At 62.4% G+C, this 25,399-nt stretch carries 19 protein-coding genes; 8 read left to right on the forward strand and 11 right to left on the reverse strand.

Translation table 11 applies throughout. The annotated features are described in order from the left end of the window. Positions 1–51: 51 nt before the first annotated feature. Positions 52–900 (reverse strand): MIP/aquaporin family protein, encoded by an 849-nt coding sequence (locus AB5Y95_RS01270; protein ID WP_005299554.1) that lies wholly within the window; start codon positions 898–900, stop codon positions 52–54. A gap of 487 nt (positions 901–1,387) precedes the next feature. Here AB5Y95_RS01270 and glpT point away from each other — a divergent pair, with 487 nt between their 5' ends. The 6 genes from glpT (at position 1,388) to tyrA (ending at position 9,241) form a co-directional block, all read left to right on the forward strand. Next, positions 1,388–2,743, forward strand: coding sequence for a glycerol-3-phosphate transporter (glpT, locus tag AB5Y95_RS01275; RefSeq protein ID WP_005299556.1), 1,356 nt, complete (start codon positions 1,388–1,390; stop codon positions 2,741–2,743). A 101-nt stretch (positions 2,744–2,844) separates the two neighbouring features. Beyond that, a complete protein-coding gene (locus AB5Y95_RS01280; protein WP_005299558.1) occupies positions 2,845–3,603 on the forward strand; it encodes a DeoR/GlpR family transcriptional regulator in 759 nt (252 codons plus the stop codon). A 320-nt stretch (positions 3,604–3,923) separates the two neighbouring features. Beyond that, positions 3,924–5,411 (forward strand): glycerol-3-phosphate dehydrogenase, encoded by a 1,488-nt coding sequence (glpD, locus tag AB5Y95_RS01285; protein ID WP_017779396.1) that lies wholly within the window; start codon positions 3,924–3,926, stop codon positions 5,409–5,411. A 99-nt stretch (positions 5,412–5,510) separates the two neighbouring features. Continuing rightward, the gene (gene glpQ, locus AB5Y95_RS01290; RefSeq protein WP_368159378.1) at positions 5,511–6,590 is read left to right on the forward strand and encodes a glycerophosphodiester phosphodiesterase; all 1,080 of its coding nucleotides are present in this window, start codon (positions 5,511–5,513) and stop codon (positions 6,588–6,590) included. A 319-nt stretch (positions 6,591–6,909) separates the two neighbouring features. After that, positions 6,910–7,983, forward strand: a complete 1,074-nt coding sequence (locus AB5Y95_RS01295; protein ID WP_368159379.1) for a 3-deoxy-7-phosphoheptulonate synthase — start codon at positions 6,910–6,912, stop codon at positions 7,981–7,983. Positions 7,984–8,101: 118 nt separating this feature from the next. Next, complete coding sequence (gene tyrA, locus AB5Y95_RS01300; RefSeq protein ID WP_368159380.1) at positions 8,102–9,241, forward strand: bifunctional chorismate mutase/prephenate dehydrogenase; 1,140 nt, start codon at positions 8,102–8,104, stop codon at positions 9,239–9,241. A 64-nt stretch (positions 9,242–9,305) separates the two neighbouring features. Here the strand turns inward: tyrA and hdfR are convergent, their stop codons facing one another. The 10 genes from hdfR to AB5Y95_RS01350 all read right to left on the reverse strand — a co-directional run bounded on the left by hdfR (position 9,306) and on the right by AB5Y95_RS01350 (position 22,654). Continuing rightward, positions 9,306–10,181 (reverse strand): HTH-type transcriptional regulator HdfR, encoded by an 876-nt coding sequence (gene hdfR, locus AB5Y95_RS01305; RefSeq protein WP_005299567.1) that lies wholly within the window; start codon positions 10,179–10,181, stop codon positions 9,306–9,308. Next, positions 10,181–10,537 (reverse strand): DUF413 domain-containing protein, encoded by a 357-nt coding sequence (locus AB5Y95_RS01310; RefSeq protein WP_010634377.1) that lies wholly within the window; start codon positions 10,535–10,537, stop codon positions 10,181–10,183. Before AB5Y95_RS01310 ends, hdfR begins: the two co-directional genes overlap by 1 nt. A gap of 302 nt (positions 10,538–10,839) precedes the next feature. Further along, positions 10,840–11,322, reverse strand: a complete 483-nt coding sequence (gene eco, locus AB5Y95_RS01315) for a serine protease inhibitor ecotin (protein ID WP_005299572.1) — start codon at positions 11,320–11,322, stop codon at positions 10,840–10,842. Positions 11,323–11,552: 230 nt separating this feature from the next. Then, a complete protein-coding gene (locus AB5Y95_RS01320) occupies positions 11,553–12,110 on the reverse strand; it encodes a DUF1566 domain-containing protein (protein WP_005299575.1) in 558 nt (185 codons plus the stop codon). After that, a complete protein-coding gene (locus AB5Y95_RS01325) occupies positions 12,107–13,480 on the reverse strand; it encodes a DUF1566 domain-containing protein (protein ID WP_017765983.1) in 1,374 nt (457 codons plus the stop codon). The genes AB5Y95_RS01320 and AB5Y95_RS01325 overlap by 4 nt, the downstream gene beginning before the upstream one ends. Before the next feature lie 58 nt (positions 13,481–13,538). After that, positions 13,539–15,953, reverse strand: coding sequence for a proprotein convertase P-domain-containing protein (locus AB5Y95_RS01330; RefSeq protein WP_368159381.1), 2,415 nt, complete (start codon positions 15,951–15,953; stop codon positions 13,539–13,541). Positions 15,954–15,985: 32 nt separating this feature from the next. Next, on the reverse strand, positions 15,986–18,064 hold the full coding sequence (locus tag AB5Y95_RS01335) for a prolyl oligopeptidase family serine peptidase (protein ID WP_368159382.1): 2,079 nt from the start codon (positions 18,062–18,064) through the stop codon (positions 15,986–15,988). Next, complete coding sequence (locus AB5Y95_RS01340; protein ID WP_025201873.1) at positions 18,064–20,226, reverse strand: TonB-dependent hemoglobin/transferrin/lactoferrin family receptor; 2,163 nt, start codon at positions 20,224–20,226, stop codon at positions 18,064–18,066. The genes AB5Y95_RS01335 and AB5Y95_RS01340 overlap by 1 nt, the downstream gene beginning before the upstream one ends. 306 nt (positions 20,227–20,532) lie before the next feature. Further along, positions 20,533–22,383 carry a DUF3413 domain-containing protein gene (locus tag AB5Y95_RS01345; protein ID WP_215269314.1) on the reverse strand — a complete coding sequence of 617 codons (1,851 nt, stop codon included), beginning with the start codon at positions 22,381–22,383 and terminating at the stop codon, positions 20,533–20,535. A 43-nt stretch (positions 22,384–22,426) separates the two neighbouring features. Then, on the reverse strand, positions 22,427–22,654 hold the full coding sequence (locus AB5Y95_RS01350; protein WP_005299589.1) for a YejL family protein: 228 nt from the start codon (positions 22,652–22,654) through the stop codon (positions 22,427–22,429). A 73-nt stretch (positions 22,655–22,727) separates the two neighbouring features. Between AB5Y95_RS01350 and yejK the strand changes: the two genes are divergently transcribed. Then, positions 22,728–23,789, forward strand: a complete 1,062-nt coding sequence (yejK, locus tag AB5Y95_RS01355; protein WP_026140927.1) for a nucleoid-associated protein YejK — start codon at positions 22,728–22,730, stop codon at positions 23,787–23,789. Positions 23,790–24,184: 395 nt separating this feature from the next. Continuing rightward, entirely contained in the window at positions 24,185–25,366 is a 1,182-nt protein-coding gene (gene malE, locus AB5Y95_RS01360) for a maltose/maltodextrin ABC transporter substrate-binding protein MalE (RefSeq protein WP_219326518.1), read from the forward strand. Positions 25,367–25,399: the final 33 nt, after the last annotated feature.

Consider the following 25,399-nt stretch of genomic DNA (forward strand, 5'->3'; position numbering starts at 1 on the left):
GTTCTCCACGTTTTTATTTTCCACGTTTTTACACGTTGGGGAGGGCCGCTCTTAGGCGGCGGCCTCTTCTTTGGCGGTTTGGGCAGCTTGCTCGGTGGCGGCAACACGGTTGCCCGGCACACAGGGAGCCAACACTTTCACATAGAGGGCGGTACCAATCTGGGCGCCGACGATGGGGCCAAGGATGGGGACCCAGAAGTAGGGGTTGTCACGACCACCGGTCAGGGCCACGTCACCCCAGCCGGCCAGGAAGGCGAACAGTTTGGGGCCGAAGTCACGAGCCGGGTTCATGGCAAAACCGGTTAACGGGCCAAGGGAGGCGCCGATCACCGCGATCAGGATACCGATCAGCAGGGCGGCGGCGAAGCCTTTGGGGGCGCCGTTGTTGTTGTCACCCAGTGCCATGATGCCCAGCATCAGCACGGCGGTGATCACCAGCTCGACGGTGAAGGCCTGCATGTTGGAGAGCAGGGCATTGGGGTAGGTGGAGAAGATGCCGGCGGTGCCGAGGCTCTCGACGCTGCCGCGTACCACGTTGTGGGTCACTTCCCACTGGCTGAAAAGGTTACCATAGAGGAAGTAGACCAGCGCCGCGAAGCAGAAGGCGCCAGCCACCTGGGCGATGATGTAGGGCACCACCTTGCGTTTGTCGAACCCGCAGAAGGTCATCAGGGCCAGGGTGACCGCAGGGTTGAGGTGGGCACCTGAGATGCCGCCGGTCACATAGATGGCGATGGCGACGCCCAGACCCCAGGTAATGGAGATTTCCCATTGCCCGAAGTTGGCACCGGCCAGCACCAGTGCGGCCACGCAACCGACGCCGAAGAAGATCAGCAGGCCGGTTCCGATAAACTCGGCGATGCACTCGCCAAGCAGGGTATTGGGTCTTTGTATGCTCATACCGTTATTCCTTATATCCACCCAGAGTAGGTTTGATGTTCCGTTTTGTTGTTTTTCATTCCCATTGTTGCGCCCGAAAACGTTTCTTCTTGTTTTTTGAGCTGACGCAAACGTTATGCTCGTTTGCGCTCGTTCTCGGACGAGAGAGAAAATAAACCGAAATCGACCATTCACCACTCCCTCCCCGCAGGAAATGTGGACAAGATCCCACTCATTGCTAAGAAAATGTGACGGAAAGCAAGTTGATACCGTGGTTATACCACTTAGTGGGTAGCCATAAGCCTTGCTACACAAGGGATTGCGGCTGATGAGTGATTACTCATCTGACACTTTCTTTTGTAATAAAACTGCAATATTTCCGACTACATCACAGATTAAATGTTCACATATGAGCACAATAGGCTCGCTTTCGAATCGGGACTCCTCTGATTGGTCAGCATGGACAGGGCACCCTCAACCGCCCACAACAACAATAAGGAAGCAGAACATGCTTAGTCTCTTCAGGCCTGCACCACACATAGACAGGCTCCCGGCCGACAAGGTCGACCCCTTCTACAAACGCATGCGTTGGCAGGTGTTCTTCGGGATCTTCTTTGGTTATGCCGGTTACTACCTGGTACGGAAAAACTTCAGTCTGGCCATGCCTTATCTCATCGAGCAGGGCTTCTCCCGCGGTGATCTGGGCCTGGCCCTGTCCGGCGTTTCCATCGCCTACGGTCTCTCCAAGTTCCTGATGGGGAACGTGTCGGACCGCTCCAACGCTCGTTACTTCCTCTCCGCCGGTCTGCTGCTGTCGGCCGGTATCATGTTCATGATGGGGACCATGCACTGGGCCACCTCCAGCATCGCCATCATGTTCGTGCTGCTGTTCCTGAACGGCTGGGCACAGGGCATGGGCTGGCCGCCCTGCGGTCGCACCATGGTGCACTGGTGGTCGCAAAAAGAGCGGGGCGAAATCGTCTCGGTCTGGAACGTGGCCCACAACGTGGGTGGCGGCATGATAGGCCCGCTGTTCATTCTGGGGATGGGCTGGTTCAACGACTGGCGCAGTGCCTTCTACGTGCCGGCCGCCGCGGCTGCCGCCATCGCGGTGATCGCCTTCTTCGTGATGCGTGACACCCCGCAATCCGTGGGCCTGCCGCCCATCGAAGAGTTCAAGAACGACTATCCGAAGGATTACAACGAGAGCCACGAGCAGGAGTTTTCCGCCAAGGAAATCTTCATGAAGTACGTGTTGCACAACAAGCTGCTGTGGTACATCGCGATCGCCAACGCCTTCGTCTACCTCATTCGCTACGGTGTGCTGGACTGGGCGCCCACCTACTTGAAAGAGGCCAAGGACTTCAGCGTCGACAAGTCCTCCTGGGCCTACTTCCTCTATGAGTGGGCCGGTATTCCGGGCACCCTGCTGTGCGGCTGGATCTCCGACAAGATGTTCCAGGGCCGCCGCGCTCCGGCCGGTATCCTGTTCATGGTGCTGGTGACCATTTCCGTGCTGGTTTACTGGTTCAACCCGGCCGGCAACCCGACCATCGACATGATGGCCCTGGTCGCCATCGGCTTCCTCATCTACGGTCCCGTCATGCTGATCGGCCTCTATGCCCTGGAGCTGGCGCCGAAGAAGGCGGCCGGTACCGCGGCGGGCTTCACCGGTCTGTTCGGTTACCTGGGTGGCGCGGTTGCGGCCAACGCCATGCTGGGTTACACCGTTGACCACTTCGGCTGGGACGGTGGCTTCATGGTGCTGACTGCCTCCTGCTTGCTCTCCATCGTGCTGCTGGCGATGACCCTCAAGCACGAGAACGAGTCGATTGCCGCCAAGGCTGCTGTTCATAAGGCATAAAACGTGATCCTGCCCTTATCGATTGGAAAAGGGATCAGGTAAACTGCCCAAGGCCCCGCATCTGCCGGGGCCTTTTTTCGTCTCATCATCGGAGTTCAAGCGTGAAGCAAACCCAACGACATCTGGAGATCCTGGACGTCCTGACGCGGCAGGGCTTTGTCTCGACCGAGGATCTGGTGACCCATTTTGACGTCAGCCCCCAGACCATTCGCCGGGATCTCAACGATCTTGCCGAGCAGAACAAGATCCGGCGCCACCATGGCGGGGCCTCCCTGCATTCGAGTACCGTCAACACCGCCTACAGCGCCCGCAAGGTGATGCAGCTCAAGGAGAAAGAGCGCATCGCCCGGGAAGTGGCCGCCAACATCCCCGACGGCTCGTCGCTGTTCATCGACATCGGCACCACCACCGAAGCCATCGCCCGCGCCCTGCTCGATCACCGCGAGCTGCGCGTGGTCACCAACAACCTCAACGTGGCCAGCATCCTCACCGCCAAGGATGACTTCACCGTCATCATCGCCGGCGGCGAAATTCGCAACCGGGACGGCGGCATCGTGGGGGAGGCGACCCGCGACTTCATCGGCCAGTTTCGGATGGACTACGGCGTCATCGGCATCTCTGGCATCGACAGCGACGGCTCACTGCTCGATTTTGACTACCACGAGGTGAAGATCGCCCAGGCCATCATCGCCCACTCCCGCCAGGTGTTCCTGGCCGCCGACCACACCAAGTTCGGCCGCAACGCCATGGTCAACCTCGGCAACCTCAGCCAGATCCACGCCCTGTTCACCGATCAGGAGCCGCCGGAGAAGCTGATGCGGCTGATGTCCCAGCATCAGATCGAGTGTCATATCTGCTGAGTCGCCGTTAATCCGCTCCAGCATCAGGCCGCCATCGGGCGGCCGCTTCGTTTTCAGCTTCCCGCCTTTCTGCTCGCCCTCATTCCACTGCCGATGCCGCGCTGATTACCCAAAAAGCGCGAACTCGCTCACAGCCTTGCCCCCGTTTTCCCCATGCCCTGCCGCCTTATCACCGACCGGCAGCATTTTTAGCATTGCCAAAACAATCGCGATCACATTTTCTCCATAAAATGTTCGTTTATCATTTTTTCATGCTCTAATATGAGCGAAATCAAACATTGCGACGGTTTCGCAAGATCAAAATAAGAAAGTAGGTGAACATGAGCGAACATTATGATCTGGTCGTCGTCGGCGGCGGCATCAACGGGGTAGGCATTGCGGCTGATGCGGCAGGGCGGGGTCTGAAGGTTGCCCTGTTCGAGGCGCGCGATCTCGCCTCTGCCACCTCTTCCAACTCCAGCAAGCTGATCCACGGCGGCCTGCGCTATCTCGAACACTACGAATTCCGGCTGGTGAAAGAGGCGCTGGCGGAGCGGGAAGTGCTGCTCGGCATGGCCCCTCACATCGCTCGCCCCATGCGTTTTCGCTTGCCCCATCGCCCGCACCTGCGTCCGGCCTGGATGATCCGCGCCGGCCTCTTCCTCTATGACAACCTGGCCAAGCGCGACAAGCTCAAGGGCAGCTGCGGCGTGCGCTTCCTGCCGCAGGATGGCCTCACCGCAGGCATCAGCAAGGGGTTCGAATACTCGGACGCCTGGGTCGACGACGCCCGCCTGGTGGTGCTCAACGCCATGATGGCGCGCGACAAGGGCGCCGACGTGCAGACCCGCACCCGCTGCGTCAAGGCGGTGCGCGGCTCCAAACACTGGACTCTGACCCTGGAGCGGGAAGGGGGCGAGCAGTTCAACGTCACCTGCCGCGGTCTGGTCAATGCGGCCGGCCCCTGGGTCAAGACCTTCTATGACGAGAGCCTGCACGAGAAATCCCCGCGCGGCATTCGCCTCATCAAGGGCAGCCACATGATAGTGCCGCGCATCCATGAGCGCGAAGAGGCTTACATCCTGCAAAACGAGGACAACCGTATCGTCTTCGTCATCCCTTATCAGCAGGACTACTCGCTGATTGGCACCACTGACGTGGAGCACAAGGGCAGCCCGCGCGAAGCCAAGATCAGCGACGCCGAGATCAACTACCTGTGCAAGGTGGTCAACGCCCACTTTACCCGCCAGATCGCCCCCAAAGACGTGATCTGGACCTACGCCGGGGTGCGCCCCCTGTGCGACGACGAGTCCGATTCACCGCAGGCGGTGACCCGCGACTACACCCTCGAACTGTCTGGCGAATCTGATGGCGCACCACTCTTGTCGGTGTTCGGCGGCAAGCTCACCACCTACCGCAAGCTGGCTCAGGCTGCCTGCAACAAGCTCAAGCCCTGGTTCAGCCAGATGGGGGATGACTGGACCGCCAACAGCCGGTTGCCCGGTGGCGAGTTCGACTGCTCGGTGCGCGAACTGGCGCGCGCCTTTGCGCTGGAGTTCGACTGGCTCGATGATCGCAGCGCCCTGCGCATTGCCGAGGCCTATGGCGCCCATGCCCGCCTCTGGCTCAAGGAGCCCCGTGGTCAGCACTTTGGTGCCGGTCTGTACGAAGCCGAGGTGCGCTACCTTATCGAGCGGGAATGGGCCTGCACCCTGGAAGACATCCTGTGGCGCCGCAGCAAGCTGGGGCTGCGCCTCTCCGACGCCGAGCAGCAGCAACTGGCGGCTTGGCTGAGCGAACACCACCACGCTCTGCCAAAAGCGAGCTGAACCCCTGCGGGCGGCCTCGGCCGCCCGCCGTAAAACTGCAATAAACCTCTGTTATAACAATAACCTACATCCCATAAACAATAACAAAGAGCACCGCGCATGAAAAAACATACTCGCTCCCTGATTGCCCTTGGTCTGGGGGCCGCTCTGGCATTGCCCGCACTGGCCGCCGAGGAAGGCAAAATCGTGATCGCCCACCGGGGCGCCTCTGGCTACCTGCCCGAGCACACCCTGGAGGCCAAGGCATTGGCCTATGGCATGGGGGCCGACTATCTGGAGCAGGATCTGGTGATGACCAAGGATGACCAGCTGGTGGTGATGCACGATCACTTCCTCGATGGCATCACGGATGTGGCCGAGCGCTTCCCCGGCCGGGCTCGCCCGGATGGTCGCTACTATGTGGTGGATTTCACCCTGGACGAGGTGCGCTCCCTGCGCATGACCGAGCCGTTCCAGCTGGTGGATGGCAAGCAGGTGCCCGTCTATCCGGCCCGCTTCCCGCTGTGGAAGTCCAGCTTCAAGATCCACACCTTCCAGGAAGAGATCGAGATGATCCAGGGGCTCAACAAGAGCACCGGCAAGAACATCGGCATCTACCCGGAGATCAAGGCCCCCTGGCTGTTCCGCCATGAAGGCAAGGACATCTCCAAGGCGGTGCTCAAGGTGCTGAAGGAGTACGGCTACACCAGCAAGAACGACAAGGTCTATCTGCAGTGTTTCGATACCAACGAGCTCAAGCGCATCAACAGCGAGCTGATGCCCGCCATGGGGATGGACTTGAAGCTGGTGCAGCTGATGGCCGAGACCGACTGGAACGAGACCATGGTCTACGACAGCAAGGGCAAGGCGACCCCCTACAACTATGACTGGATGTTCAAGCCGGGCGCCATGAAGGAGATCGCCGCTTACGCCGAAGGGATCGGCCCCTGGAAGCCGATGATAGTGCCGGAGCCGGGTATCCTGGGCAAGCCGACCTTCACCGGCATGGTGAAAGAGGCCCATGCGGCCGGCCTCAAGGTGCATCCCTATACTTTCCGTCAGGATGAGGGCCAGATCCCGGCCTACGCGAAAGACTTCACCGATCTGCTCAACATCTTCCTCTATCAGGCCGATGTGGATGGCGTGTTCAGCGACTTCCCCGACAAGGCGGTCGAGGTGAGCAAGGCGCACGGCAAATAATAAAAGAAGAGCAACACGGGAATGCAAGCGGGGCCAGGTGCCCCGCTTTTTTATGTCTGCTGGCAAGGGAAACCAGTAAGGGTGTAATTATATGTTTACGATTTTGGTGTTTTGAGCATATGGCGAGCACTACTTTCTGGCCGAAAGGGTCTCTTTTGTGGTCATTTATCCATCTGTTAGCGAATAAGTCCGCTAGTTTCACTTGATTGTTTGTTTTTAATTGGTAAGGTGAGGGCGGTTTCGTAACAAAGTGCTGACTTGTGTAAACAAAATTGAACGGTTGGCGCAGTTGGCTTGAAACAGTAGAGAGAATGAGAACATGCAAAGAGACCCCCTCAACAACATCCATATCCAGTCCGAACAAGTGATGATCACGCCTGCCCAGCTCAAGGAGAAACTGCCCATCTCCGATCGTGCGCTGGCATTCGTGCAACGGGCCCGCAATACCATCGCCGACATCATCCACCGTCGTGATCACCGTCTGCTGGTGATCTGTGGTCCCTGCTCCATTCACGACATGGACGCCGCCAAAGAGTACGCAACCAGACTCAAAGCGCTGCATGATGCCTATCAGGACTCTCTCTACATTGTCATGCGGGTCTACTTTGAGAAGCCGCGCACCACGGTCGGCTGGAAGGGCTTTATCAACGATCCGAACCTGGATGGCACCTTCGACGTGGAGCTGGGGCTGCACCGCGCTCGCGAGCTGCTCTGCTGGCTGGCCGAGCTGGAGTTGCCGCTGGCGACCGAGGCGCTCGACCCCATCAGCCCGCAATACCTGGCGGAGCTCTTCTCCTGGTCGGCCATCGGCGCCCGCACCACCGAATCCCAGACCCACAGGGAGATGGCCTCCGGCCTCTCCATGCCGGTTGGCTTCAAGAACGGCACCGACGGCAACCTGGGTACCGCCATCAATGCACTGCAGGCCGCCTCCAGCCCTCATGCCTTCATGGGGATCAACCAGCAGGGCCAGGTCGCGCTGCTGCAAACCCAGGGCAACCCGGATGGTCACGTGATCCTGCGCGGCGGCAAGCACCCGAACTACGATTCGGTCAATGTGTCGCTGGCGGAAGAGGCGCTGGAGAAAGCAGGCCTGCTGCCCGGCCTGGTGGTGGATTGCAGCCACGGCAACTCCAGCAAGGATCACCGGCTGCAGCCCAAGGTGGCTGACAACGTGATCCACCAGATCGAGGAGGGCAACCGCTCCATCATAGGGGTGATGCTCGAATCCAACCTGTTCGAGGGCAACCAGTCCAGCGAACAGCCCAAGTGTGAGATGCGCTACGGCGTCTCCATCACCGATGCCTGCATCGACTGGGAGACCACGGACGCACTGCTGGCCCGTTGCCACAGCCAGCTGGCGGCGCCACTTTTGGCCAGAACCAAGGCATAAGCCGTGGTATCTTGTCAGCACTGATTGAACAATCGAGGTGTCACCGGCCGAGGCGGTGGCACCTCGTTGCCTCTTGAATCACAGGGCGTCGCTGCGGGCGGCGCCGCAGGGACCGGATATGGCTGAAGAGTTGAATGCCCTCAGGGACAAAATCGATGCGGTGGACAAGCAGCTGATTGATCTGCTGGCCGCCCGTCTCGCCCTGGTGGGGGAAGTGGGGGAAGTGAAGAGCCGGCACGGCCTGCCCATCTATGCACCGGATCGGGAGGCGAGCATGCTGGCCCGCCGCCGCGCCGAGGCCGAGGCTCTGGGAGTGCCGGGGGACCTTATCGAGGATGTGCTGCGCCGGGTGATGCGCGAATCCTATATTCTGGAGTCCGCCAGCGACAAGGAGCACCACTTCAAGTGCATGAAGCCTGAACTCGGCAAGGTGGTGATCATCGGTGGTCAGGGCCAGCTCGGTCGCCTGTTCGGCAACCTGTTCAGCCTCTCGGGCTACCGGGTCGAGACCCTGGGTCAGGCCGACTGGCCGCACGCCGACGAGATCCTGCAGGGCGCCGGACTGGTGATGGTGGCGGTGCCCATCGACGTCACTTGCCAGGTGATCGACCGGCTCGGCAACCTGCCGGCGGACTGTCTGCTGGTGGATGTGACCAGCGTCAAGGGCGAACCGCTCGAGCATATGCTGGCGGTGCACCAGGGGCCGGTGCTGGGGCTGCACCCCATGTTCGGGCCGGACGTGGCGAGCCTCGCCAAGCAGGTGATCGTCTGCTGCCAGGGGCGCGAGCCCGCAGCCAGCCAGTGGCTGCTGGAGCAGATGACCATCTGGGGCGCGCGTTTGCAGCAGGTGGAGGCCAGGGCCCACGACGAGGCGATGACCTTCATCCAGGCGCTGCGCCACTTTGCCACTTTCGCCTATGGCTGGCACCTCTCCCGCGAGCAGGCCAACATCGACCGCCTGCTGGCGTTGAGCTCCCCCATTTACCGGCTGGAGCTGGCCATGGTGGGACGGCTGTTCGCCCAGGATCCGCACCTCTACGCCGACATCATACTGTCGTCGCCGCAGAATCTGGCGATGATCCGCCGCTACTACCAGAACTTCGGCGAGGCGCTGGGGCTGCTGGAGCGGGGAGACAGGGAGGGCTTCATCGAGGCCTTCAGCCAGGTTTCGGGCTTCTTTGGCGAGCGGGCGGACGAGTTCCTGCGCGAGAGTCGCACCCTGTTGGCGCAGGCCAACGATCGTCGTCATCACGGCTGACGATGACCAAAAGCAAAAGGGGCCTGTCGGCCCCTTTTGCATTCTAGCGTGCGCTGCGTCGCCTCTATTCCGGCTGCGGCAAGCGCAGATCGGCGCCATCCCAGCCCAGCGGCAGGGTCAGCAGCTGATCGATCAGCTCCCGCCGATCGGACTTTTCCAGATAGGCGAGGTAGAGCGGGCGGCTCAAGGCCTGGGCGCCTTCCACCAGGTGCAGACGCCCCTGCTCCAGGAAAGGGCTTACCATGCGCCTCGGCAGGTAAGCCGCGCCGCCGTTGGCCAGCACGAACTGCAGCGCCATATTGGCGGAGCTCGAGTGCAGCACCGGGGTCTTTTGCAGGCTCTGCAGCCGGCTGGGCTGGGGCTCAAAGCTGGTGCCCCAATCCAGATGAATGTGCGGCATCTGCATCAGGCTGTCGGCGTTGGCCGCGCCATCCCGGCTCACCAGCTCGAACACCAGCTCGCCGATGGGGTGCAGGGCAATCTCGTCGATCTTGGTCGGCTCGGAGAGCAGGGCGAGATCGAGGGAGCGCTCCAGCAACTGGCGGCACAGGTGCTCGCGGGAGGCGGTCTCGAGCCGCACCGCAAGACCCGGGGCCAGGGCATAGACATGGTTGAGCCAGTCATTGAAGTCGAGCTCCCAGAACACCGCGGGGGCGCCGATGGCGAGCTGCTGGCTGAAACCGGGGGAGAGGGCCACATCCTGCTTGGCGCGGCCCAGGGTATGCAAGATGGCGTCTGCGTAGGGCAGCAGACGCTCACCGGAGGCGGTCAGGCGGATGTTGTTGCGATGGCGGGCAAACAGACTGACCCCGAGCTGCTGTTCGAGCTGGCGGATCCGAAAGCTCACCGCCGACTGGGTCAGGTAGAGATTTTCAGCAGCCCGGCCGAAGTGCCGGGTCTTGCTGACCTCGATAAAGGTCCGAAGCAGTTCGGTATCCATTAATCGATGGACTCGTCGCTACCGCTGCCACCTTCAAAACCGCCGCCACTCGCTTCCTCGTTGGCACCGCCGGCGACGGTGCACAGACGGTGCACGCGCTTGGGACCGATCACCTTCAGATACTTGAACCACACCTTGGCGTGGGGGTTGTTGCCGGCGGCACCGGATTTGACCTGTTCGATGAAGGCGCTTTCCACGTCATCGCGCGCGGCCAGGTTGCCCTGATAGAGCGCGAGCATGGCGGTACCGTATTTTTCCAGACTGTCCGCTTCGGCCACAGTGAATTCGCCACTGCGACGCAGGCCACGGGGAAAATGTTTGAAGTCGTTGAAACGCTTGTCTGATTCGAAGCTCATAGTGCTCTTTTTCTGGTTAGTTTGACCTTTGCGGGCAAGTATCATCAGGCCGTCGCAGAGTGCAAAATCAATTTTTTCACTATATTGATAAATCTCTTTCATCGAAAGTGATTTGCCGCGGATCCATGGGCCCGGGTCGGCTGAAAAGGGCAAAAAAGTGAGAAAAAAAGCGGAGTTATGTCAGGTTCTGTAAAGGTTGGCGGGGTGGGAAACAGCACAATTTGTTACAAATAAAGCGCCATTCGGCGCTCTATTTGATGTCGTTCATGAACCAAAGCGGGAGGTCTGGTCTCGGTAGAGACTCACTCGATCATGGCTGGCTGAGCCAGGGTATCGGCACGCCACAGACGGTAGCGCACTTCATACTCCTGCGGTACGTAGAGCACGAACGGCAGCTTGGAGTTGTAGTTCACGAAGAAGCCCTGGCCGTAGATCTGGACGAAGGTCTCTTTCTTCTGGCCATCCGGGCAGGCCATCAGGGTGCTGATGGGATCGGACACCTTGCCGAGCATCAGGTAGTTGTAGCCCCAGCCTTTGACGCTGTGCTGTTCCAGGTTGCCGGCAAAGCGCGGCACATTGCAATCGACCATCATTTTCTTGCCGACCTGCAGCTCGACCATCATGTCGGCTTCGTTCTCGACTTCCGGCAGGCGGATCACCACACGTTCCTGGTTCACTTCGGCAGCCGGGAACATGCTGATATCAAATTTTTTCGGTTCGGCGGCGAAGGCATGGCCGCCCAGCAACAAGGCGCCCAGCAGGCTAAAACGCAATACGGTTTTCATCTGTACCTCATGGGGTTGGTTCAACGCCGCTAGACTAACCGCTCTGCCCGTTTCATGCCAGCGATCTGCTACGTAAAAACTGCGTAAAATGATGCAGATCCGGCACACAATGACGTCTTCTGGCTATTTTCTGACAGGGTGCAGATCCGCCAAACGACAGGCTGGGCTGCAAACGCGGGTGGCCAGCCGGGATCCTGTGTTCATCGGGATCCCCTGGCCACCCGACTCCATCAGCGCACCAGCAGCACCTGCTTGGCCCAGGCGCCGGGGGCCCGCATGCCGACGGCGCCGCTGGTGATATCCAGATAGGCGACCCCCTTGCTGGCCGGCACCGGGGTGGAGGACCAGAGGTAGACGTAACCGTCGTTCACCTCTTTGCCGTCACCGGCCATGGCGCGGGGGAAGATGGTTTCGTTGAGCGCCGGCTTGTAGCAGGCGGACTCCAGCACGCTGGCCAGCTCCTTGATGGTGGGCAGGCGCCAGCCGCCGTGGCCGCCGAAGTTGTACAGCGCATGGCTCGGCTCGGTGCGGATCCGCTCGGCGGTCAGCAGGGCCTGCTGCCAGTAAAGCCGGGTCGGCTCGCCTTGGCAGCTCTGGTTGCGCCAGGTCTGGCCGAGCTGGCAGCGCATCCAGGTCAGGCCGGTGGAGCGATCCGTGACGGTGCCGTTGCCGCGGTCGATGAAGCGGGCGGTGGGACTGGTTCTGGGCATGTTGTCATCACAGATGGCGGTGGCCAGGGCGAGGGGACTGCCAAGGGTCAGCAGCAGGGTCAACATCAAGCGGTTCATCGGGTTACCTCCGCCACCAGTCGCAGTTGCAGACCGTTGGCATCATCGCTGTTTTGAACTGTGGTTGCGTAGTCGGTGCCGGCGTCATCGCCAAGGAAGATGTGGGCGATGGCGCTGATGGGGGCGCTCTCCAGCCGGCGCGAAGGGGTCAGGGTCTGGCTCCAGTAGTAGCCGCTGAAATCCTTGCTGGTGGTGCCGACATCGGGGAAGTAGCGCACGTCCATGCTCACCGGCTGGTCGTCCTGGCGGGAGAGGGAGCCGTAGTGCTGCAGGCTCATCAGCTCGCGCGAGTGGGGCATGCGCCAGCTGGTGATGCCGCACAGCTGCTGGGCGTTGAGCCACTGGCGGTACTGCTCCGTGGTGCAGATGGCCTCGCCATCCGGGCAGGCGTAGTCCAGCTCCTGCTGGGTGGGGTGATAGTCGTCAAGCTCCCAGGCGAAGGTGCGGTGCAGATCGCGCGGGCTGGCGGGATCATCGAGCTTCTTCTCCCAGACCAGACCGGTGTTGAGATCTTCCACACACTCCCAGACGGGGGCGTCATCGGCCAGCGGCTGCCCCTTGCCGTCGAGCTTGCGATAGCGCAGCGGCGCCTTGTTGAGGCTGGCCTCCTGCCCCGGGTGGTCGGCGGGTTCCTGGGTGAGCAGGTAGTCGACCCCGTCCGTGTAGGTGGTGACGCCACTGCCGGTGATCAGTGGATGGGAGTGCTGTTGCAGCAGCCGGGCGCGGACGTCTGCCTGCTGGCTGGCCAGCTCGCCGTGCAGGGCAAAGTGGCCAGCCAGCTCGGGCAGCAGGCTGCCGATGGCAGGCCACACCAGCATATGCAGGGTGGCGGTGGAGAAGCCCTCCTGGGCCTTCAGATCGGTCTCGACGACCGCCTGCAGCAGCTGGCCCAGCGCCAGGTTGAAGTCGCTCAGCCGGGAGAGGGCGGCCAGATCCTGACCCGGTTGCAGCGGCGCCAGCGCACTGAGCAGCTCGCCGAGGGCTTGCCTCGGGGGCTGCCCCTCGGCGATGCGGTATTGCAGCAGGGTGCTGAGCGGGCTGGGGGTCAGGTGCTGATCATCGAGCCGGGCGGCGGGATGCAGCAGCACGGGGGCGGCCGGGTTGCTTGGCAAGAACAGCAAGGTGCTGGTCAACAGGGCCGGGGCGCTGCCGCTCAGCCGGTGAGTACCGGCCGCGCCGCTGACACTGGGCTCCCCCGCATCACAAGATGCATTCTGGTTGAGGTTGATGCACAGGGTGCCGGCTTCGGGCAGGGTCACGGTCAGGCTGTAGTCGGGGACCGCCAGCGGCGCCTCGTCCGAGCCGCCACCGCCACAGGCGGTGAGCAGGGGGGCCAGCAGGCAGGCCAGGCGGGAGTAATGTGGTGTCATCTCTAGTCCTTAGGGAGGGGGCCTTGGCCCCCTCTTCTTATATATGGATGGGGTGGATTCAGGTGCGCTGGCGCAGGCGGCGCCAGAGGGCCAGCGGCAGCAACCAGAGCAGGTTGGTCGTACCGCCACCGCTACCGTCGTCCACCTGGAAGTGGATGATGCCGTCATCGGGCGGGGTGACCGGCTTGCTGCACTGGGCGCCGGTCCGCTGGCTGATGCTCCAGCCGTTGATGCGGCCCTGATTGCCGGGCTTGCTGTCCACTATCTCCAGGGTCCAGCGACCGGCCAGCGGCTCGCCTTCCAGCGCGCTGAAGGGCTGCAGGGGCAGCAGCTCGGTGGGGAAGACCCCCTTGAGGCGTGGCAGCGGGCTGTAGCCCTTGTCCCAGATCTGGATGCGGGTGCCGGAGGGGGAGTTGAGCCAGATCTCCAGCTCATCGAGCGCCGGGTGCTGCAGATCCAGGTTCAGCTGCAGCCGGTCGCTCACCTTGGCCTCGCTGCTCTCTATCAGCAGGCTGGTTTCGCTGAGGCCACGCACCTCGTCGCTGATGGCATCGCTCAAGGTGAGCGGCTGACCACTGGCGCGGCTGACGATGGGGGCGCCGATGGGCAGGGTCAGCGACTGCTGCCACTGGCGCTCGGTCGGGCTGGTGCCGCTCATGGTGAGGCTTACCGGCAGCGCCACCTCGTCGCCACAGGCGAGCGGGCTCTGGGCCAGTAGGCGCAGGGTGGTGGTCATGCTGGCACCCGCCGCGAGGGTCGCCGGTTGCCAGCTGTAAGGATCGGCCTGCAGCCCGCTTGGCAGCTGGAGGGCCAGCTCGTTCAGGGTCACCGGCGCCTTGCCCTGGTTGGTAAGGGTCAGCTGCACCGACTGGCGCTGCCCCAGCTCGATGACGCTGCCATCACTCAGGCCCACATTGACCGGTGCCTGCAGCAGGCCGTGCTGGCGAAACGCCTGCTCCAGCAGCCTGGCATAGGGGCGGGCCGGGTAGAGGCGGGCGGCGGTATCCACCGTGATGCGGGCCAGTTGCGGCATGCGGATGGCCGGGCCGAGACCGAAGTGAGACTCGATGATCAGGCGGTCAAACTCGTCCCGTGCCCCTTCGCCCTGCTCGGCGACCGCGGCCAGCAGCGCCTGGAACAGTGGGGTGCCCCACAGCTGGTCGCCATTGCTGCCGTTGATGGTGCGGTGGGCCGGATAGTTGTAATCCGGGTGGTAGCGGGCGCGCAGATCGTCCAGCTGACGCGGGGTGCGGTCGGTGAAGCGGGCATCCCAGTTGAACACAATGGCGGGCTCGAACTGGCGGCCGGCCTCGCTGCGCTGGCGGTGGCTGGCGGCCAGGTAGTCGCTGAAGCCCTCGCCGATGGCGCCCCAGTCCGCCTCGTCCCCCAGATCCGGCACTATGTGATGCTGCACCGCGTGGCCGAACTCGTGCCAGATCACCATGGGATCCTCGGCATCGGGCACGCCGCTGCGACCCAGCTCCAGCCGGCGTTCGAACGGATCGTAGAGGGAGTTGTCCTGATAGCCGGCCTCGGTGTCGATGTCGAGCGCCCCCGGAATGAGGTCGCTAAAGCCGAGGCGCTTGAGGTGACGCTGGGCCAGATCCAGGTGGTAGTAGGCGTTGATGTCGGCAAAGCCGCGATCATCGCGGGTCAGGCGAAACCCCTGCGGGCTGTCGGCGCTGAAGGGGGCGGTATCCGGCTCCATGGCATCCACTACCCGGGCGTGGGGGCCGCTCAGCAGATAGCGTCCGCCCGCCAGGGTGACCGGCAGCGGTACCTTGTCCTGATAGGCGGCGTCTGCCAGTTGCAGGGATTCGTGCCACACCAGACCGGCGTCGCGCAGCTGGGTACGGGGATCCGGATCGAATACCCGAGCCTCCAGCTGGGTGTCGCCGGCGTCGGCGGTGCGGCTGGCCCGGGTGGTGGCCGCATCCATCCAGCGGCCGAGCTCGCGGCTGCCGTCGCAGCTGGCGAAGAGCTGCACCTGGCTGGCCTTGGCGTTGCCTGCCTGATGCTCGCGTACCCGCTGGCGCAGGGCCGGCACCAGGGTGTCGCCGTCGCGCCAGTACCAGGCCTCGACCGGACCAAGGGGGTCGATCTCGCTGCCGCCATCGCGCAGTTGATCCAGCAGGGGATCCAGATTGCCGGCGGCATCGCAGCCGGGTTCGCGGCTATCCAGCGGCCGGCTGTTGTGATAGATGCGCCAGGGCTTGTCGGCCTTGTCGACGCTGACGGCGGCCTGGATGGTGGCCACCGGCAGGCCGTTGACCAGCTGGCGGAAGCTGTAGTGATGGCCGAGCAGGCTGGCCCTGTCGTAGTCGGGGGCCAGGCTCACGCCAAGGCGCTGCTCGAGCCACTTCTGGGGCGTAGTGGTCAGCGGTTGTTCATCGACAAACTGCAGCTCGGCCGCCAGCAGTGGCTGGGAGAGCAGGGTTGCCGCCAGCCAGAGGGCCAGGGAAGAGGGTTTCATGGTTTACTCCAACACAAAAATGAGAAAAGGGATCACCGGCGGGCGCCCGCCAGGGTGAGCAGGAAGGCGTACTCGCGGGCCGCCTGCTGGCGCGCGTTGCCCGGGCTTATGCGGTGGCCGCCGTCGAGGGCCGTGCTGAGCAGATAGGGGCCCGCTCCCGTGCTGTGTTCCCGCAGGCGGGCCACCCACTTGAGCGGCTCCCAGTAGGGCACCTGACTGTCGTGCAGCCCGGCCGTCACATAGACGGGGGGGTAGGGGGCCGCGTGCAGGTTGTCGTAAGGGCTCAGGCGACGCATGGCGGCGTAATCGGCGGCAATGGCCGGATTGCCCCATTCGGCGTACTCCTGGCGGGTGAGCGGCAGTTCGGGATCGCTCATGGTGCCGATGAGATCGACGAAGGGCACCTGCAACACGGCGCCGGCGAAGCGGGTCGGCGCCTGGTTGAGGGCCGCCGCTACCAGCAGGCCGCCGGCGCTGCCGCCCATGGCGAACAGCCGGGCGGGGTCGATGGCGGGATCCCGGGCCAGCGCCTCGGCCACGGTCAGGAAGTCGTCCACGCTGTGCTGCTTGTGGCGACCGCGCCCCGCCAGATACCACTCATCCCCCAGCATGCCGCCGCCGCGCACGTGGGCGATGGCGTAGACGAAGCCGCGATCCAGCAGGCTCAGCACCTGGGGCTGGTAGTAAGGGCGCATGGGGGTGCCGTAGGCGCCATAGCCGTAGAGCAGCAGTGCCTTGGGGGGGTGGATGTCCTTGCGCCACACCAGGGAGACCGGCACCTTGACGCCATCCTTGCCCACCACCCAGCGGCGCTCGCTCTGGTAGGGGGAGGGGAGGACGGTCCGGGAATCCGGCAGCCAGCGGCCGCTGGCGAGATCGAGCAGGCGCTGGTGCGGCGGCTCGGCCATGCCCTGGCGGCGGATCAGGATCTGCCCGCTGGCGGGGTCGTGGGCGCCCTGGATCCAGGCCGTGCCGGCCCCCTCGGTCAGCAGCAGACGATGGCTGAGCCGGCCGCGGCCATCCAGCACGTCGAGCCAGTCATCCCCTTTGTGGCGATACTGCAGCACCGTGTAGTCGACAAACAGGCGCCACTTCTCGAGGCTCCTCTGCTCGCCGGACCAGAGCGGCTGCCACTCACCCTTGGCCACCTGGCTCAGGTCGGCCACCTGATAGAGACCGAGGGCACCGTCCCGGTTGCTCTTGATCAGCACCCGCTCCCCCTGGGTATCCAGATAGTACTCGAGGCCGGCCTGACGGGCCTTGAGCAGAGCCGGTGTGCCCTCGTCCAGCAGGTACTGCTCGGCGCTGTCGTGGTTGTTGCTCTGCAGCAGCAGGTGGCGCCGATCCGTGGTGCGATAGAGGCTGAGCAGCCAGGCAGGGTCCGCCTCCTGGTGGATCTGCTGCTCCTTGCCAGCGCGCCAGGCCCACAGCTGCCAGGGGCGCAGGGTGCGGGGTTCGTTGGCGATGGTGTAGAGGGTCTTGCCATCCAGGCTCCAGAGCAGATCGGCGGCCCTGTGCGTCAGGGTGGCCAGGGGTTTGCCGTCGGCCAAGTTGAGCAGGGTGATGCGGTAATCCCGATCGCCCTGCAGATCTTCGGCCAGGGCCAGCCAGCGCCCGTTCGGGTGCAGGGCCCAGCTGGCGAGCTCGTAGTAGCCGCTGGCCGGCTGACGGGCCGCCAGCCGTTGACGAGGTTCAGCCTGCTTGCCGCTGCGCTGCCACAGGCTGCCGTCGGCTTCCATCCGCCACTGGCTGCCCGCCTCGCTCAGCCACTCTTGCGGCATGGGCTCGCCGCGCGCTTGTGCCTGCCATTCGGCCTGCAGAGCCTGCTCCAGCGGCTGCTGAGCGGCGAGTTGCTGCTCGGTCCAGCGGTTCTGCTCGCCCAGCAGGGTCAGCAGGGCGGGATCCTGGCGGCTGTCATCGCGCCAGCCGCCGTAGGGATCGAGCCGGGCCCGCTCCCCCGGCATCGGCAGCGGGCGGTGAGGAATAAGCGGGGCCACGAGCGGCGCCGCCGCGGCGACGGCTTGGCTCGGGGCGCCGGCTGGTGCAATGGCGGCGGGCTGGGCAGCCGCCGGAGTGGCCAGCAGGCTGGCCAGCATCAGGAGTGCGTGCATCAGAGCCCCACGAAGGTGTAGCGCAGGCTGGCGCTCAGGGAGCGGCCTGTCTGGGTGTAGAGGCCCGCATCCGTGCCTGCTTCCAGCCCGGCGACATCCTGATAGCGGGTGTAGCGGGTGTCGAGCAGGTTGTCGAGCTTGAGGTTGGCCTTGAGGGCGTCGGTGATCTGCCAGTCGGCGGTCAGGGCGAAACTGAGCCAGCCGGCGGTTTTCAGACACTCGCCCTGCTGCTGGGTCAGGCTGTTGCCACAGGTGGGCACCCGGCTCATGGCGGCGGCGTAGTCGGCCTGCAGCCCCAGGCTCCAGTCGTTGGCCTGATAGCTGAGGCGGGTGTTGCCCTCGAGCGGCGTGAGGTTGCGCGGCGATTCGCCCTGGCTGGTCTTGCCGTCGACCCAGCCCAGCTTGGTGGCCAGCTCCCATTGCGGGGTCAGCCAGTAGCTGGCAGCGACTTCGGCACCCCAGGTCTCGGACTTGGCGACGTTGCGGTATTGACGCAGCATGACCCCGTCCCGCAGGCGGAAGCCCACCTGACGCCAGTCGACGAAGTTGTAGTAGCGGTTGTAAAAGAGGGCGGGCTTGATGCTCCACTCGTCCCCTTCGCCACTCACCCCCCACTCGAAGCTGTGGCTGGTCTCCTCCTTGAGATCCGGGTTGGCGATGATCTCGAACGGCGGCAGGGCAAAGTAGTGGGGGATGTTGCCGTACACCTTGTCGTAGGAGGGGGCGCTGAAACCGTTGGCGTAGCTCAGCCAGCTGCGCCACTGCTCGTTGAAGCGGTAGCTGGTGGCCAGGCTCGGCGAGAGGTGCCAGCTGTGGTTGCTCTCGCCCCGGCCATCCTGCGGGCTCAGCCACTGCTGATCCATGCGCAGGGTCGGGGTGAACTGCCACTGGCCCAGGGTCGCCACGTCCCCCAGCCAGATGCCGGCCCGATCGGTGCGGGCGCTGCTGAAGGGGGCTGACTGGGTGGGTTGGGGGATGCCGGCTTCCAGCATCAGCTTCTCCACCGGTCGCTCGTGCCGGGTGCGCGCCAGCTCGATGCCGTAGCTCAGCTTGTGCTCGACGGCACCGGTGACTAGATCACGGCGGATATCCAGCTCGCTGCCGAGCAGGTGCTCGGTGAAGGTGGCCAGCTCCCGCTCGCTGCGATAGCGGGGGTAGCCGCTCAGCTCGTCATTTTGCAGCAGGCTGCGCTTGTTGGCGGTGTTCTTGGCATAGTTGCCGTGCAGGTTCCAGGTAAAGCGGTCGGCCAGCGGATGGCCCAGATCCTGCGCCTCCCAGCTCAGCTTGCCGCCCTGGGAGCGCTGGCTGCCGTTCTCGCGATACTGGCGCACCTGCCACTTGCCGTCGGGCTGGGGAATTTCGCGCGGCCCCTGATCCCGCTTGGCGTTGTCCTCGAAGTAGTCGATCTCGAGGCGCAGCAGATGGTGCTGATTGAGGGTCAGGCTGGAGCTGGTGGAGGCGCTGAGGCCATCGAGATCCGCCGGGATGCGGCTCTGGTCGTAGTTGGCCGTCTCGTGCCCCTGCCAGCCGGAGAGGCGCAGCAGGTGGGCGCTCTCGCCCCAGCGGGCGGCGCCGGTGGCGCTCAGTTTCTGTTTGTCGCTGCTGCCGTCGTGCAGCACCTTGCTGCTGAGGTAGGCATCCTGCCCCTGCAGGTAATCTTCCGGCTGCTTGGTGGTGATGACCACGGTGCCGCCGATGGCGTCCGAGCCGTGCAGGGCGGAACCGGCCCCCTTGGCCACCTCGATCTGCTTGACGTCATCGAGATCGAAGCTGAAGCGGCCCACCTTGTCGTTGAGATCGTCGGCACCGAAGCCGTCGCTGACCCGGACCCCATCCTTGACGATCAGCACCCGGTTGCCACCGATGCCGCGGATGCTGATGTTTTGCGGCCGGCCCGCCGAGCCGGTCACCGAGACGCCGGGTTCGTTCTTGAACACGTCGGTGAGCTCGGTGGCTATCTGGCGCTCCAGATCCTCTTCGGTGATGACGGTGATGGAGCCCGAGATGTCGGACAGTTTCTGCTCGACCCGCTGACCCTTGACGATTATGGTCTCGCGCGCCTTGGGCGGGGTGGTGCCGGAGGTGTCTATCCCTGCGGGATCGCCGGCGGCCAGCGCTGTACCGGACAGCAGCATGGGCCAGTAGTGAAGTAGTGTTTTCATTTTGAGAATAATTATTATTTAAGCCTGAAGGCCGCGGATTATTGCAGAGAGGTCCAATCAGATCAACGATTGATAATCATTATCATTTTGTTTTTATGATCCTGATCGGACTGGGTTTTTGAGAAGAGAGTCAGTAATGGACAGGGCCAACGTTTGCGTCGGGTGCGGGTCTGGCAAGCAGGGTTGGTGATGAGGCGGGGGCGGGCGAAAGCGGCTCGGTCAACGTGTTGGCAGACCCTGTACAGACCTTGGCGGCAATAAAAAACCCGCTCGAGGAGCGGGTTTTCAACGGATACGGGACGGGCCTCAGGGGGCGCGGTAGAAGCGGTTCAGCTCGTTCATCACCTGGATCATGACCCCCATGTCCGGGGTGCCGTGCTTGATGGGACGGTAGCTGTTGCGCTCCAGCAGCTCGAAGTCACCCTGCTTGTTGAAGTGGGTGATGGTGTTGCCCTGATAGATGGCAAAGTCGCGCTGATCCCCCGCCAGCAGCCAGTTGCGCGGGCTGTTGTCGAACAGGTTGCGACCTATGCTGTAGTCCCGCGGCGGGTTGCGCACCCCCAGCATCCCCTGCATCAGGGTGGGCACCAGATCCAGGTGGCTGCTCACCGGGCTCGTCGGCAGTGTCTCGTTACCCGGCCAGGCCAGCACGAAGGGTACCTGCACCTGATAGGGCGAGTAGTTGGTGCCATAACCCCAGCTGTTGCTCTGGGTATCGTTGAACTCCTGGCCATGGTTGGCGGTGACCACGACGATGGTCTGCTCGCCAATGCTCTGCTGCTGCAACTGGGTCAGCATCTGCTCCAGCAGCTGATCGGTGTAGAAGACCGAGTTCTTGTAGCGGTTCTCCAGCTTTTGCAGGTTTTCAGCCTGATAGGCGGTGGCCGGGTTGAACTTGGTGAGCTCCGGCTGGAAGGGGCCCTTGATGCCGGCCGGCAGCTGGTAGTCGCCCGGGCTCGACAGATAGACCAGCGAGAACCAGGGGCGGTCAGGGGAGCGCTTGGCGAGCCACTGCTGCCAGTCGCCGACAAGCTGGGTATCGTCGGTCTGCTCGGAGACGAACACCTGCTTGCGCAGGCCGGAGAGGATGCTCTGGCGATACTGCTGGGCATCTTCCAGCGCGCCGAACAGGCCAAACTGGTAGTCCTGGCGCAGCATCTCGTCGAACAGCACCGGCGGGGTCTTGTCGTTGCGAATGTCGTCGTAGTAGTGACCTGGCAGGCCGTAGAACAGGCTGAACATCCCCATGGCGTCATCGTTGCCGCCACTCATGTGGTTGGCAAAGTTGAGGTGCTGATCCGCATAGCGCTGCAGATTGGGCATGTTGATGTTGTTGAGCATGTCGGCCCGCAGGGAGTCGACCACCACGATCAGCAGGTTCTTGTGGGTCAGCGGGGCGTTGACGCTGAGCGGGCGCAGCGGGTAGCGCAACCGGCTCGCACTGTCGCCATCCTGGGACTCGGCCTTCTTCTCGTACTGATCCAGATCCAGCCAGCCGTGCTTGGCGAGGAAGCTCTTGGCGGTCATCGGGTAGGAGAGCGGGAAGTTGGCGCGCTGCATGGTGATGGGCTGATACAGGGTGGCATCAGCCCAGCTGTTGACCACGTGGGTCAAGATAAAGCAGACCAGCAGGGCCAGCCCCACCTGATTGCCATACTGGCGGCGCTTGCGCTTGTTGATCTTGCGCCACACATAGGCCGACAGCAGCAGCTGTACCAGGAAGATGGTGGGCACCGCCACGAAGATGATGCTCCAGATCGAGCCCTCCTCGGTCTGGGCCTGATCCAGCAGCAGCTGCCACACCTGACCGTTGAGGTGGAACTTGAACAGCTGGAACACCTGGGTGTCGATAAGCAGCAGCACCAGCGCCAGGGTGGCGATGATGGCGGAGATGAAGCGCAATGGTTTCTCCCTGGGCAGCACGAAGCTCAGGGGGAAGATCGTCAACAGGTAGGTGACAAAGCTCAGAAACGAGAAGTGACCGATCCAGCTGATGATGAGATAGGTCACGCCGAGCGTGGTCGACGGCCAGCTGATCGCCCCCAGATAACGGGTGGCGATCAGCATGGCCAGAATGATGTTGAAGAAGGAGAACCAATGCCCCCAGGTGATCAGGCGAGAGACATTATCACGATAGGGGTTGCCGGTTTCGACCATAGTGATCCATCTGCTTGAAAAACATCAAAGAATGCGAAGAGACTCAATGAGCGTCGTGGCGATGATCGACCGAGGCGGTGAGCGCCTGGATGAATTTCTCGGTGATCGCCTGACGCTGGGCCGGGGCCATGCCATTGATGATGTTGGTGGTCAGGTTGCCGAGCACCATCAGACTGAGGTCCACCGGCGCCTTGTGCTTCTCCAGGGCGGTGATCAGGTCGTTCATCAGGGCGTCAAACTGCTCGTTATTGTACTTTGATACGATGGGCATAATCTTGGGTTCATCTCGGTTCAAAGCGCCTTATAATACTTCACCCTTTCGGCTAACACTATGGCTTTGTGACATGAGTCTCGATATCGACAAGATCATTCTTCACTCCCTGCGCCAGGGCGGCGATGGTCAACCTCACGCCGACACCCGCAGCCAGCTTCTGCCTGCCGATGAGGCGGTACAGGGGCTGATGGCGGAGCTGCACCGCATTTACAACGGCAAGGGGGGCAAGGGCTTTGGCTTCTTCGCCGACCCCGAGGCCGCCGTCGCCGAGCTGGCAGAGGGGGAAGAGGCCCCCAAGCAGCCCTCTCCCCTGTTTCGCATCGCGCTGGAAAAGCTGCTGGACGAGCAGCTCGAATTCGTTCCCTTCTCGGTGGAGATGACCCAGCTGCTGGTCAAGCAGCTGGTGGAGCACGCCCTCGACGAGCAGGGGGTGCTGCTGTTTGCCAAGTACAACTACGTGGGTGTGGATTATCTGATGATCGCCCTGCTGGAGGGCAAGGAGAGCGTCACCGTCAGCGAGGCGCTGGAGCTGCGCCACATCCAGTATCTGGATATCGGCAAATTGAACCTGGTGGCCCGCATCGATCTCACCGAATGGAAAACCCAGGCTGATTCGCGCCGTTACATCACTTTCAGCAAGGGTCGGGTCGGTCGCAAGCTGGGTGATTTTTTCATGGATCTGCTGGGTGCCCGCGAGGGGATGGATGCCAAGATCCAGAACAAGGGGCTGCTGCAGGCGGTGGACGACTATTGCGACAGCCGCCAGCTCGAACCGGCCGAGCGCAACGACTACAAGAAACAGGTCTTCAAATATTGCACCGAGCAGGCCAGCGCCGGTGAAGAGATAGAGATCAGGGAGCTGTCGGCGGAGCTCTCGTCAAAAGAGGCAGGGGAGGGCGACCTCGATTTTTACAGCTTCATCGGTCAGGAGTACGAGCTGGAAGAGCGCTTCCCGGCGGACCGCTCCACCCTGCGCGGGTTGACCAAGTTCGTCGGCTCCGGTGGCGGCCTGACGTTGAGCTTCGAGCAGAAGCTGCTCAACAGCCGGATTTTCTACGATCCCCAGACCGATACCCTGACCATCAAGGGGGTGCCGCCCAACCTCAAGGATCAGCTGTTGCGCCAGTCGTAATGTGATCTGCTTTCCACTTTTGGCAAAAAGACACCGCAGCCTGCTGCGGTGTCTTTTTATTTAACGGGGTAGGTGGCAGCGAAACCAACTCGGTGATTTGTTAACAAATTAAACAGAATAATCCCTGTGAAAGGGTTTTCAATGAGGTGAAAACCCTTTCATTCATGTTTATTTATTTCTCTTTGGTAATTTAATTTCTTAATTTGGCGATAAATATGCCAATAAATGGCGTTAACCCCCTGAAATAAGAAAATGTTTTCAGAACTTTCCGGAAGAAAATACGTAATTGCGTTTCAAAAATGCGAGTTGCGTCATGTGAGGCGGTAACGGCTTGGGATAATATTCATCTCGCACACAATGCTCTTGCAGCGCGGAACTAATACAAGGAAAGGCTCATGAAAAAGAAATTGCTGTCATCCCTGATCGGTCTGGCTACTCTGGGTGTGGCTTGCTCTGCCACTGCCGCCATTGACGAAGGCCAACTGACCATCTGGATCAACGGTGACAAGGGATACAATGGTCTGGCCGAAGTAGGTAAGAAATTTGAAGCCGAAACCGGCATCAAGGTGACAGTTGCTCACCCTGATCAGGTGGAAGTGAAATTCCAGCAAGCCGCTGCCACCGGCAACGGCCCGGACATCTTCTTCTGGGCTCACGACCGTTACGGTGAGTGGGTCAAGGCCGGTCTGCTGGTCCCCGTGACCCCGAATGCCGCCACCAAAGCCAAGTTTGAACAGTTCGCCTGGGATGCCATGACCGTTGATGGCAAGACCTACGGTTATCCGGTTGCCGTCGAAGCCGTCAGCCTGATCTACAACAAGGATCTGCTGCCGGAGCCGCCGAAGACCTTCGAAGAGATCGCCAAGATTGACGAGACCCTGAAGAAGAGCGGCAAGCGCGCCATCATGTGGGCCTATGACACCCCCTACTTCAGCTACCCGCTGGTGGCTGCCAACGGTGGCTACGCCTTCAAGAAGACCGCTACTGGTTATGACGTGAAAGACACCGGCGTGAACAACGCGGGTGCCAAGGCCGGTGTCGGCTACATCTCCGAGATGATCAAGTCCGGTCACCTGGAAAAAGGCATCGACTACGGTGTGATGGACGCCAAGTTCAACAAGGGCGAAGTGGCCATGATGATCAACGGTCCCTGGGCCTGGAGCAACCTGGACAAGAGCGGTATCAAGTACGGCGTAGCGCCGCTGCCGACCCTGAAGGGTAAACCGGCCAAGGCCTTCGTCGGTGTACTGGGTGCCACCATCAACGCCGCCAGCCCGAACAAGGATCTGGCCATCGAGTTCCTGGAAAACTACCTGCTGACCGACGCCGGTCTGGCTCCGGTCAACGCCGACAAGCCGCTGGGCGCCGTGGCGCTGAAGTCCTTCCAGAAGACCCTGGAAGCGGATCCGCACATCAAGGCAACCATGCAAAACGCCCAGAATGGCGAGCCGATGCCGTCCGTGCCTGAAATGAGCCGTTTCTGGTCCTCCTTCGAAACTGCCCTCAAGAACGTGACCTCCGGCCGTCAGAGCGTTGACGAAGCCCTGGATACCGCTGCCAAGCGTATCGTTCAGTAAGCACGCACTACCCGGGAGGCCGCAACGGCCTCC

The sequence above is a fragment of the Aeromonas sp. R5-3 genome, from assembly GCF_040908225.1.
Lineage (GTDB): Bacteria > Pseudomonadota > Gammaproteobacteria > Enterobacterales > Aeromonadaceae > Aeromonas > Aeromonas dhakensis.

What these genes read in the sequence shown, in the direction of transcription:
- AB5Y95_RS01270 (WP_005299554.1), bottom strand. Translation starts at nt 900, where the DNA reads ATGAGCATACAAAGACCCAATACCCTGCTTGGCGAGTGCATCGCCGAG.
- glpT (WP_005299556.1), top strand. Translation starts at nt 1,388, where the DNA reads ATGCTTAGTCTCTTCAGGCCTGCACCACACATAGACAGGCTCCCGGCC.
- glpD (WP_017779396.1), top strand. Translation starts at nt 3,924, where the DNA reads ATGAGCGAACATTATGATCTGGTCGTCGTCGGCGGCGGCATCAACGGG.
- glpQ (WP_368159378.1), top strand. Translation starts at nt 5,511, where the DNA reads ATGAAAAAACATACTCGCTCCCTGATTGCCCTTGGTCTGGGGGCCGCT.
- AB5Y95_RS01295 (WP_368159379.1), top strand. Translation starts at nt 6,910, where the DNA reads ATGCAAAGAGACCCCCTCAACAACATCCATATCCAGTCCGAACAAGTG.
- tyrA (WP_368159380.1), top strand. Translation starts at nt 8,102, where the DNA reads ATGGCTGAAGAGTTGAATGCCCTCAGGGACAAAATCGATGCGGTGGAC.
- hdfR (WP_005299567.1), bottom strand. Translation starts at nt 10,181, where the DNA reads ATGGATACCGAACTGCTTCGGACCTTTATCGAGGTCAGCAAGACCCGG.
- AB5Y95_RS01310 (WP_010634377.1), bottom strand. Translation starts at nt 10,537, where the DNA reads ATGAGCTTCGAATCAGACAAGCGTTTCAACGACTTCAAACATTTTCCC.
- eco (WP_005299572.1), bottom strand. Translation starts at nt 11,322, where the DNA reads ATGAAAACCGTATTGCGTTTTAGCCTGCTGGGCGCCTTGTTGCTGGGC.
- AB5Y95_RS01320 (WP_005299575.1), bottom strand. Translation starts at nt 12,110, where the DNA reads ATGAACCGCTTGATGTTGACCCTGCTGCTGACCCTTGGCAGTCCCCTC.
- AB5Y95_RS01325 (WP_017765983.1), bottom strand. Translation starts at nt 13,480, where the DNA reads ATGACACCACATTACTCCCGCCTGGCCTGCCTGCTGGCCCCCCTGCTC.
- AB5Y95_RS01330 (WP_368159381.1), bottom strand. Translation starts at nt 15,953, where the DNA reads ATGAAACCCTCTTCCCTGGCCCTCTGGCTGGCGGCAACCCTGCTCTCC.
- AB5Y95_RS01335 (WP_368159382.1), bottom strand. Translation starts at nt 18,064, where the DNA reads ATGCACGCACTCCTGATGCTGGCCAGCCTGCTGGCCACTCCGGCGGCT.
- AB5Y95_RS01340 (WP_025201873.1), bottom strand. Translation starts at nt 20,226, where the DNA reads ATGAAAACACTACTTCACTACTGGCCCATGCTGCTGTCCGGTACAGCG.
- AB5Y95_RS01345 (WP_215269314.1), bottom strand. Translation starts at nt 22,383, where the DNA reads ATGGTCGAAACCGGCAACCCCTATCGTGATAATGTCTCTCGCCTGATC.
- AB5Y95_RS01350 (WP_005299589.1), bottom strand. Translation starts at nt 22,654, where the DNA reads ATGCCCATCGTATCAAAGTACAATAACGAGCAGTTTGACGCCCTGATG.
- yejK (WP_026140927.1), top strand. Translation starts at nt 22,728, where the DNA reads ATGAGTCTCGATATCGACAAGATCATTCTTCACTCCCTGCGCCAGGGC.
- malE (WP_219326518.1), top strand. Translation starts at nt 24,185, where the DNA reads ATGAAAAAGAAATTGCTGTCATCCCTGATCGGTCTGGCTACTCTGGGT.